An 8,875-nucleotide genomic window follows, 5' to 3' on the forward strand; every position below is an offset into this window, starting at 1 on the left:
CAAAACCCGCCCTATCTCACCAATAACGGAACAACAAAACCCGCCCTATCTCACCAATAACGGAACAACAAAACCCGCCCTATCTCACCGATAACGGAACAACAAAACCCCCTGAATTCCCAACCGCGATCGCATATTAAAAATGTCGGGGTGAAAGGGTGGGGCAGGGCGGGTTTTGTAGAAAGGTGATTGGTAGCCTCATTAATTTTGTCCCTAAACCCGCCCCTACATTGGAAAAACGATAGTATGGGGATTGCAAGGTTTATAATTCTTTACACCACTAACGCTGGACGCTGGTGAATCCCCGGATTTGTTGCTTCTAACCGGCTAGCCAACGAAATCAGCGTCGCTTCAGCCGCAGGGCGTCCCACAAGCTGAACCCCCACAGGTAAACCCTTTGAATCAAATCCCGTCGGAATTGCGATCGCGGGCAGTCCACTGGCATTAAATGGAGGACAGGGGGCAATCCAACGAATAATATTTTGCAACGTTTCCTCTGGACTCAAATCCGCCCATTCCCCCACCCGAATCGTTTGGTGCATATACACCGGAAGCACCAGCACCTGAAAATTCTCAAAAAAGCCGACAATCTGTCGCGACATAATCTGCATTTGGGCAACAGCTTGCAAATACTCGCCAGCCGAACCCGATTGGGCAGCAATCCATTGATTCATCGGACTTAACGCCGCTACAGGAATCCCTGTCGCCGTTACCCCAGCTTGCCACACCTTTTGAAAGGGTTCAATTAAAGCACTAAAATCGGGACAACCCGGTTCCACCTGATGTCCCATCTCTTCCAAGCGTCGCGCCGTTTCATGCACCGCCTGCTGACAACCCTCTGCGGCATCTCCTAGAGGGGGTATCGCTGTAGAAAAAGCAATTCGCAATTGACCTAGGGGTTGACGAGTGGCTTCCAGAAATGATACCTCCGGATCAGGTAACCAATAGGGATCACCAGTAATATAACCAGACATCACATCCAGCAACGCCGCCGCATCCGCAACCGTGCGGGCTATAGAACCATTAGCGGCAATTCCATTTTGGCGATCGCCTACCGGGGCAAAGGAGACTCGACCCCGTGCGGGCTTAATCCCCACCACGCCGCAGCAGGAGGCAGGTCCGCGAACCGAACCGCCCCCATCAGACCCCTGGGCGATGGGGCATAATCCAGCAGCAACAGCAGCGGCTGAACCCCCACTTGATCCGCCTGGGGTGTACTCTAAATTCCAGGGATTACGGGCTGGGGGAAATCCTGGGGGTTCTGTGTAGGGAAGAGAACCGACTTCTGAGGTGGCCGTTTTGCCTAAAATAATGAATCCGGCTTGTTTAATCCGGGCAACAACACCATCATCGTAGGGCGCTATTTTATCTTTGAGAATCGGTGTGCCGTAGCTACAGGGCAATCCCTGGACAGCAGTGAGATCTTTGATGGCAATGGGTACGCCAAAAAAAGGGGGCAGTTCAGCACTATCTTTTATCTGCGTCAACTGTTCAGTCTTGGCTTTGGCATCCGCTAATGCCATATCAGTGGCGACACTAAAATAACTGCCCAATTGAGGATTAAACTGTTGAATGCGGGCTAAATACAGTTCGACTAATTCTAAGGGAGATAATTGACCTTGGCGAATTAATTGCGCTTGTTCTAAAGCGGGTGTGAAGGCTAAATCAGTGTTAGTCATTTGTCATTTGTCCTTAGTCATTTGTTATTTGTCCTTTGTTGAAGACTGCTTGCTGTCTGTCGAGGTAGGTTTAGCGGGTGTAGGGTGCGTTAGCAAAGCGTAACGCACCATTTCAAACGATAATAATGAAACCCGCCCCTACACAATATTCAAAACTACAATAATAGGCAATTGAGCCAATGACGCAGGGGTTTGGGTTCGTTAGGTTCTTGATAGTTATTCGGTAATAGTTTAATCAGCGCCTCTTCTAACGTCTCCATCGCCTTTTGGACTTCCTTCGGTTTGGGGCGTTGGGATTGGGGAAAGTGCAAGGGTTCGCCAAATCGCAGGGTTAATAGCTTGCGAAAATAAAGGTCATGAGTGCCAATCAAGGCTACGGGTACAATGGGTACGCCAGCCCGCAACGCATACATAATCCCACCTCGCGCTAAGGGTAATTGTAATTCTCCTTCAACCTCACCCAGTCTCCCCTCTGGAAAGATTAAAACGCCATCCCCACGGGCAAAAATTGCCTGAATCACCCGTTCCATCTGTCGCATGTTACCCAATCCGGCGTTGCTGGGTACATCCTCTTCAATGGCGGCGGCTAAGTCGGCTAAATCCTCGCGCCCTGCTTGGGCGGCTTCAATAACCGCTTTTTCTTCTTTCCAGCGCCGTTCTAGGGGAATGACACCCCCCGCCCAACCCAAGATCCAGCGTTTCCACCAATGGTTATAGAGAGTACGGGCATCAGCCGGAGTATAGTAGTAGGGATGTCCGGGGACTTCGGCGAGAATCAGTAATGGATCAATGTGATTGAGATGGTTGGCGGTGAGTAATGCGGGTTGAGTAGGGATATGTTCCGGGTTTTCTATTCGCACGGAGAACATCAGATGAATGAACGATCGCAGAATGAAACGCCTTACCCTTCCACTGACTCGCTGATCTGACTCCCCATTCGCGATCGCATCCAGATTATTCCTAGCATTTTCGACAGCATCACGCACTCTGCGATCGCGGGCTGCACTCAATCCTTCCTTCACCCGTTGAATCATTGTCGGTGTCAGGGGTGGCGGTTGGGTTTGTTGAGTTGGCTGATTCTCTACGGAGGAACTCATACGCAATTAGGGAAACCGGGTAAACCGAGGTAGCCGGGAGAGACTTCATCATTTATCTTTGATAACGTCTTCCCTCGATAGGACATGCAATAGCCCAGTTTTTCCTTTGTCACCATCTCTGCGCCGTTGCTTCAGTTACAAAACTCATAACAGCTTGGATTCCCAACGGTTCCAGTCACAACAGTAGCATAGACAGTTAAAAAACTGGCATACTATTACATACGAGTTTTTCAAGTTGTTATGGGAGGATTCAGATCCTACACCATGCTCAACTAGCTTATCTAGGTGTACAACCTAGATGGAATGGTATCGAATTAAGGCTGGTGGGCAATGCCCACCCTACGGTATATCAATGGTTTCGGTGATCCAAAAAGGCAAAAGGCGAGCGTGCCATTGAACCTAGATGACACCAACGGGTATTTTTACTTAGCCACTTCTTTTTTGGCAAAAATCCTTAGCGTTTTCCCCGATACGATTTATGAACAAATACAGTCGATTTCTTGTTTCTCTTTTCGCCTTAATCATCGGATTTTGGTGTATTAACCTTCCCAACCCTTCCAGCTTAGCTACGGCTGCGCCCCTACCCCAATTCCTTACCACTACTCAAGTAAGCCTAGCATCAGTCGATTCATCCCTGTTTGAAACATTACTCAAACGCTCTTATGTGAGAGCCATTGAAGATGCGGAAGTCGCCGATGAGTCAGAAATCTACACAACTCTCCAAGCTATTTCCGCCAATAATCCCAATTTGAAATGGAGAGATTACCAGGGACAAAAACAAGTATTAATGGTTACCTGGACATCCTGGAATGGCTATGATACTCAAATTGGCTTACCGATGGAATTAAGCCGAGAAATTTGGGTCACGGCGGTTCCCGAACTACAAACCTTTGCCCGAACCTTAAACCTTGACTCAGAAAGCCTCGCCTTACGCCTAGAACAATACCTCGGTTTACCACCTCACAATGGCAAAACCAAGTTTGTGGAAATGTGGGTGAATGCGTCTGATCTATTTCGTCCTTGTCCCGATGCAGAAATCAACGATACTCGCTGTGATGTGAAATTCCCGGAGACTGTTGATCTGCAACATCAGGATTGGATCAATACTTTACAGTTAACCTCTTATGGTACTAATGGTTATCCGTGGACAAGATTAGGCTATAGCTATGATTGGGGAAGTCTGGATGGTGAAATTGGTGCGAGTGAATTTATCGTCAGAAAAGGGGCAAATGTTACGATTGAATCCGTCAAGAACACTGTAGACTACTGCCAAGCTTAGGGATACCTGGAAGTAACCTAAATTACCAGGGGAGCTTCTCAGTTGTCAAAAGAAGCTCCTCAAGCTTTTACTTCCATTAATTCTCTGGAGAATTATTGTCAGTAGGAGGTTGAACATCAACATCAGGTGCGGTAATCGTCTTTTCTTCTTGGGTTACTTCCACCTCAGGAACGGTAATCTCTTTTTCCTCAGTTCCTACCTCAACGTCTGGTCCCTCAACTTCGTATTCTGGCATCTTTCCCGGCTCTACGTTAACATCTACATCCGGTTCTTCCCCGGCTTGCTCTTTTTCAACGCGGCAACCTGTTGAAACAACAAGCAGTAAAGCCAGAGGAAGTAATAGAAGGGGTCGTTTTAGAAAAGACATAACTTTTTTATAGAATGCATTATCTCGTTACTAGGGTATTTACATGATGTAATAACTCTTAGAACCGAGATGCCTCAACTATATGCAATATAGTCAAGTTAAGCGTATATCTTTAGGATGAAATTATTTGGAGTAGCTTAGTACATATAACTTGTTACATCAGCCTCGTAGGGGCGCAAGTCTTGCGCCCAACGCCAGGTTTGCACCCAACCAATGCCCGATTTGCGCCCAAAGGCTTAGTCCGCTATTCTAGCAGCATGAATTGCGAATAGAAACATCCCAGGAATGAGTGGTTCGATTCTCAACCTGCTGTTTGATTAGATGAATTAAGAGAATTATCGCATAGCTACGGATTATCTTAATAACACCTTTCTTGCCCATCTATTCGAGTTATTCAACAATCGCGATCGCGTTTTGCGTATCCCAGTTAATAAGTAATCTTTTGAGTTCAAAGAGTTCTTCCTTAATGTTCAGCAGCTTAAACTATTGTTTGGGTAGGACTATTAATGCTAGCGCTTGATTAATAATACTTTCTTGGTTAACCTTTTGCGCTAATTCTTCGGGTTCATAGCGTCCTTCTTCTACTTCAAGAGACGCCTGATCAATCGCCGTTGGGTAAGCTTCTTCGAGGGCGAGGCGTAATTCTTCAGGCGTTAGGTAATAACCCCCCGCTTTACGTCGCTTATTTTTTGTCTGAATTTGTCGCACTGAATTGCGAATAGAGACATCCCAGGAACGAGTGGTGCGGTTTTCGGCTTGCTGTTTGATTAAATGCAGGAGTAGAATGACACCATAGCTACTAATATTATTAATTTTGTCATCTCGGCTCATTTCTTCAAGTTCTTCAACGATTGCTAATGCTCCTTTAGTATCACCTTTTAAGAGTAGGCTTTTGAGTTCTAGTAATTCTTCCATAATAAATATTTTTGCCTGTTTAACGGATTACTTCTCCATTTGACTACGGCAATCTTCCAGGTTTTCACGGATTCTCAGAGTAGTCGGATGATCGTTGGGTAGTCGTTGAGTGTTTGTAATCCTTCTCTAGTTGCCCGAACACCAGGAGATTTGCGCGTTTTAGCCATAACGGTTTCGTCTAGGGATAAGGGTACGGCAATGCCGTACCCTTACGGGATTCATAGCCATAGTTTAACTCGTCTTACCCCTAATCGGGGAGGACAGAAAAGGGAACTTATTATCTGTCCTGAATTAGTCTGGAAGTTAACCTGGCAAGACCATTAGTCTGGTTTCATCATCAAATTAATCAGGATAAAATGATGGATAACCGACAAACACCCCTCGTACAATCTGAACAAACTATTCAACCCGTTGAGCTTATCACTCCCTCTCAGACTCCAATTGAAAACCCTTCTAACTGGATGCGAGACGGAGACAGCCCCGCCGAGATTATTCTGGCAATCGCCGTATTGATTGGTGCGATCGCGGGATTGGTGAAAATTTTGGTTCCCTAAAATACAGGATGTGGGCGATTCATGAATTGCCCCTACTGGCGTGGCACACCGACTTGGGTGAATTAGAATCGTAGGGGCGCACCGACGTGCGCCCTTTTACTGCACCGACGTGCGCCCGATTTAATCGTCAAATCTATCCCACAATTTTAGCTGTGTCAGTCCAATAGTGCCGTGGTACACCTAATTGGGTGGATTAGCCTTATGAAAGGAAAACTTGTATTGGGGCTAAAGCCCTGACTACGAACCTAATCTATGCCACCATTTTAGCTGTGTCAATCCACTACTCAGCCTTATACAAATCGATGCATAAATTCATAAGTCAAATCCACTCGCCCTTTACGTAACATCGCCGGATCGAAGCGTTCTGTGGTATTACAAGTCATTAATACCACTAACTTTTGCTGCGCTTTAATCCCGGTGTCATCAATCACACTCTGATACAACGTTCCATCTAACAAACTGAGAATATGCTCCGTTTTATTATTCCATTGCGCCACTTCACTGGCTCGATTTTTGGCTAAGTTATCCGCTTCGTTAATAATTAGGGCAACTCGTTCCAAATAACTCGGCGGTACAAAATTTTCCACGGCATCATGATCCAGAATAAAAATCGTATACCCCAACGGTACCAGAATTTCTTTTGCCACTGCTTGTGTCCATACCGTTTTCCCGGTTCCCGGTTCACCATGCACCACAATCGCTAATTGATTTTGATCCAGAATTGCCTGCTGAACGGTATCCGTAAACCGTTGAATATCGCTGGGAAATTCTCTAATCTGAAACTGACTATGAACCTGTCCTACTCGACTTTGATAACCACTCAGCATCACAGCTATATTATACGTGGCTTTATTCACTAAAGGTCGAATCTCATCAGCCATTAAACTGTAGCAGCGCCGTCCTTGACCCTGGTTATTAATTTGTAACCAAATTTCTGGATGAGACCAGTAGGCATAGACTGTGCCAAAAACGTCTAAGCGTTCCCAGTTGACAAACTTTTCTATGGGATAATAAAAGCGACGATCCATGTAATCTTGAGTAATTAAATCCGGACTGCCTAGAATATCCAAGACTTTAAATAAAGTGACTTCTTGCAGTCGATTCAGGACATACTCAATTGGAATACTCTCACGGGTAACGGTTTGAGTAACGGGCGTATTAACAAATAGCGTCTCCCGCTGACAATGATTGGGCGTTGGCGGGTCAGGGGTAATGTACTCCCATAACTCATCCCACTCGTAACGCATATTTTCGGAAAATAAGCTCAAAAAATTGGCGAAAATATTATAGTGATTTCGTCCTAATGCATCAGCCACATCACTGGTAAAGTCTAAAGTCTTTTGCAATAACTCTGATGTATCATTTTGCAGCAAATGTAAAACAAATTCCCAATCAAACTGCCGCGAAAAAGGACGCCAGCCTAAGCCCAACAACCCTTTTGCTTGCCGATTGTTCTGATGAGAATTTTGTTGAGACCAAACCTGTTCTGAATTCATCACTATTTTTTCCTGCTGAGTTTGAGACTCCTGGCGGATTAGACTTGCTGTATATATTCCGGGGGAACAAAATCCACTAACCACACCCCATTTTCGGAACAGTAGAATGTATAACCCTTCTCGGACATGGCTTTAGCATCGATAGCCAAAACAACGGGATGACCATGACGCTGTCCTACTTTTTTTGCAGTTGCGATATCAGGGGATAAGTGGACGTGATGCCGTGACATTTTGCATAAGCCTTGACGCCGAATCGCTTCAACAGTTTTGTGACCTGTACCGTGGTAGAGTACCTCTGGTGGAAGGGTTGGTTCTAACTGTAAATCAACTGCGATACTATGCCCTTGATTGGCGCGAATCCGTGTTTCTGTTGCATCAAAGGAAAAGCGTTGTTTATCATTTTTGGCGACGACTTCTTTAAGTTCATTGAGAGTAAGGGGAAAGGAATATTGTTTACAAGCAGATAGCAGTTGATCAACGTTGACCCAACCCCCTGGTTCTAAGGTTAACCCAATCCGTTCGGGTTGATGCCGCAGATGTTTGCTGAGATATTTGCTAATTTTAACCAGCCGGGTAGAGTTCATGGTTGATTGAATCAATCGCTTTTAATAATGGTTTCGCTAACCCTAAACAATGGTTGGCTAACGTTGTCTTCAGTCTGAGTCGGATCAATGGGGTCACACTCAGGGTGAGGACTACGTGAGCTTGTATTATACAATACTACAATTAGCGAAAATTGTCTACCTTTTAACTCTTCTGTAGCAATTGAATCCATTCTCGCGCCGCTTAAACCGTAGCGGTAACAGGTTGGGCGTTTTCTGAGGTTACAGGTTTTTGCCAACAGCATAATGCTGTTGAGAATTCCCTTAGTGAGAGAGAATAGGAAATGAGGAATGCCTGTTTCTTTAGCAGAAAACGTGGAATTAATGCCACCTGCTAAAGGATGAGTTATCCACGAGGTACTATTCCTACCTCTGATATAGATACTCCGCGATCGCACGAGAGTGTCGTGTAACTATATGTTTTTTTCGGGTGAGTTGATACAATGAACCAGGCGTAGGAACAGAGAAATAGTTCTATGGAAAAGACATCAACCTCTAGCTATGGTGTAGTCTTGGTAACGGCAACGTCAAAAGAAGAAGCAGACGCGATCGCTTCATCCTTAGTGGAAGCGCAAATGGCAGCTTGTGTCAGTATTACGCCCGTGCGATCGATTTATACCTGGGATGGAAAGGTGAATCATGACCAAGAGTGGCAATTAGTGATTAAAACAGATTTATCTCAATTTGACCAGTTAGCTGCCAAAATTCAGGAGTTGCATAGTTACGACGTTCCCGAAATTATTGCCCTGCCGATTATTGCTGGATCTGATGCTTATTTACAGTGGATTTCGGAAAATGTATCTGTGAAAAAATTGTGACCCTTCACTTCGGAAAACCCGCCCTAATTTGTAGGGGCGGGTTTAGGGACTTTAGTTTCGCCATTGAT

At 45.4% G+C, this 8,875-nt stretch carries 10 protein-coding genes and 1 pseudogene; 3 read left to right on the forward strand and 8 right to left on the reverse strand.

The features are described 5' to 3' along the window. Positions 1-272: 272 nt before the first annotated feature. Together ACLFWI_RS21125 and ACLFWI_RS21130 are read right to left on the reverse strand one after the other, a co-directional pair. On the reverse strand, positions 273-1,679 hold the full coding sequence (locus ACLFWI_RS21125; RefSeq protein WP_446414553.1) for an amidase: 1,407 nt from the start codon (positions 1,677-1,679) through the stop codon (positions 273-275). Positions 1,680-1,834: 155 nt separating this feature from the next. After that, on the reverse strand, positions 1,835-2,776 hold the full coding sequence (locus ACLFWI_RS21130; RefSeq protein WP_446414554.1) for a lysophospholipid acyltransferase family protein: 942 nt from the start codon (positions 2,774-2,776) through the stop codon (positions 1,835-1,837). Positions 2,777-3,254: 478 nt separating this feature from the next. Here ACLFWI_RS21130 and ACLFWI_RS21135 point away from each other — a divergent pair, with 478 nt between their 5' ends. Next, positions 3,255-4,055 carry a hypothetical protein gene (locus tag ACLFWI_RS21135; protein ID WP_446414555.1) on the forward strand — a complete coding sequence of 267 codons (801 nt, stop codon included), beginning with the start codon at positions 3,255-3,257 and terminating at the stop codon, positions 4,053-4,055. A 76-nt stretch (positions 4,056-4,131) separates the two neighbouring features. Here the strand turns inward: ACLFWI_RS21135 and ACLFWI_RS21140 are convergent, their stop codons facing one another. The 3 genes and pseudogenes from ACLFWI_RS21140 to ACLFWI_RS21150 form a co-directional block, all read right to left on the reverse strand. Further along, positions 4,132-4,422 carry a hypothetical protein gene (locus ACLFWI_RS21140; RefSeq protein WP_446414556.1) on the reverse strand — a complete coding sequence of 97 codons (291 nt, stop codon included), beginning with the start codon at positions 4,420-4,422 and terminating at the stop codon, positions 4,132-4,134. Positions 4,423-4,680: 258 nt separating this feature from the next. Beyond that, a pseudogene (locus ACLFWI_RS21145) lies at positions 4,681-4,890 on the reverse strand (hypothetical protein); the annotation flags it as partial. A gap of 15 nt (positions 4,891-4,905) precedes the next feature. Next, on the reverse strand, positions 4,906-5,337 hold the full coding sequence (locus ACLFWI_RS21150) for a DUF29 family protein (protein WP_446408570.1): 432 nt from the start codon (positions 5,335-5,337) through the stop codon (positions 4,906-4,908). Between the two features lie 359 nt (positions 5,338-5,696). Here ACLFWI_RS21150 and ACLFWI_RS21155 point away from each other — a divergent pair, with 359 nt between their 5' ends. Then, complete coding sequence (locus ACLFWI_RS21155; protein ID WP_446414557.1) at positions 5,697-5,891, forward strand: hypothetical protein; 195 nt, start codon at positions 5,697-5,699, stop codon at positions 5,889-5,891. Between the two features lie 290 nt (positions 5,892-6,181). Here ACLFWI_RS21155 and ACLFWI_RS21160 read toward each other — a convergent pair whose 3' ends face one another. Genes ACLFWI_RS21160 through ACLFWI_RS21170 form a run of 3 tightly spaced genes read right to left on the reverse strand, consistent with a single transcriptional unit; the run spans position 6,182 to position 8,387 of the window. Further along, a complete protein-coding gene (locus ACLFWI_RS21160; RefSeq protein ID WP_446414558.1) occupies positions 6,182-7,387 on the reverse strand; it encodes an AAA family ATPase in 1,206 nt (401 codons plus the stop codon). Between the two features lie 38 nt (positions 7,388-7,425). Then, positions 7,426-7,971: an RNA 2'-phosphotransferase gene (locus ACLFWI_RS21165; RefSeq protein WP_446414559.1), complete on the reverse strand. Its 546-nt coding sequence runs from the start codon at positions 7,969-7,971 to the stop codon at positions 7,426-7,428. Positions 7,972-7,982: 11 nt separating this feature from the next. Next, positions 7,983-8,387 carry a hypothetical protein gene (locus ACLFWI_RS21170; RefSeq protein ID WP_446414560.1) on the reverse strand — a complete coding sequence of 135 codons (405 nt, stop codon included), beginning with the start codon at positions 8,385-8,387 and terminating at the stop codon, positions 7,983-7,985. Between the two features lie 78 nt (positions 8,388-8,465). On the opposite strand from ACLFWI_RS21170, the gene cutA reads away from it, so the two are divergent. Continuing rightward, positions 8,466-8,807: a divalent-cation tolerance protein CutA gene (gene cutA / locus ACLFWI_RS21175; RefSeq protein ID WP_446414561.1), complete on the forward strand. Its 342-nt coding sequence runs from the start codon at positions 8,466-8,468 to the stop codon at positions 8,805-8,807. The last annotated feature ends 68 nt before the right edge of the window (positions 8,808-8,875 follow it).

Source organism: Coleofasciculus sp. (assembly GCF_046539235.1).
GTDB lineage: Bacteria > Cyanobacteriota > Cyanobacteriia > Cyanobacteriales > Coleofasciculaceae > Coleofasciculus.

What these genes read in the sequence shown, in the direction of transcription:
- ACLFWI_RS21155 (WP_446414557.1), top strand. Translation starts at nt 5,697, where the DNA reads ATGGATAACCGACAAACACCCCTCGTACAATCTGAACAAACTATTCAA.
- ACLFWI_RS21140 (WP_446414556.1), bottom strand. Translation starts at nt 4,422, where the DNA reads ATGTCTTTTCTAAAACGACCCCTTCTATTACTTCCTCTGGCTTTACTG.
- ACLFWI_RS21135 (WP_446414555.1), top strand. Translation starts at nt 3,255, where the DNA reads ATGAACAAATACAGTCGATTTCTTGTTTCTCTTTTCGCCTTAATCATC.
- ACLFWI_RS21150 (WP_446408570.1), bottom strand. Translation starts at nt 5,337, where the DNA reads ATGGAAGAATTACTAGAACTCAAAAGCCTACTCTTAAAAGGTGATACT.
- ACLFWI_RS21160 (WP_446414558.1), bottom strand. Translation starts at nt 7,387, where the DNA reads ATGAATTCAGAACAGGTTTGGTCTCAACAAAATTCTCATCAGAACAAT.
- ACLFWI_RS21165 (WP_446414559.1), bottom strand. Translation starts at nt 7,971, where the DNA reads ATGAACTCTACCCGGCTGGTTAAAATTAGCAAATATCTCAGCAAACAT.
- cutA (WP_446414561.1), top strand. Translation starts at nt 8,466, where the DNA reads ATGGAAAAGACATCAACCTCTAGCTATGGTGTAGTCTTGGTAACGGCA.
- ACLFWI_RS21130 (WP_446414554.1), bottom strand. Translation starts at nt 2,776, where the DNA reads ATGAGTTCCTCCGTAGAGAATCAGCCAACTCAACAAACCCAACCGCCA.
- ACLFWI_RS21125 (WP_446414553.1), bottom strand. Translation starts at nt 1,679, where the DNA reads ATGACTAACACTGATTTAGCCTTCACACCCGCTTTAGAACAAGCGCAA.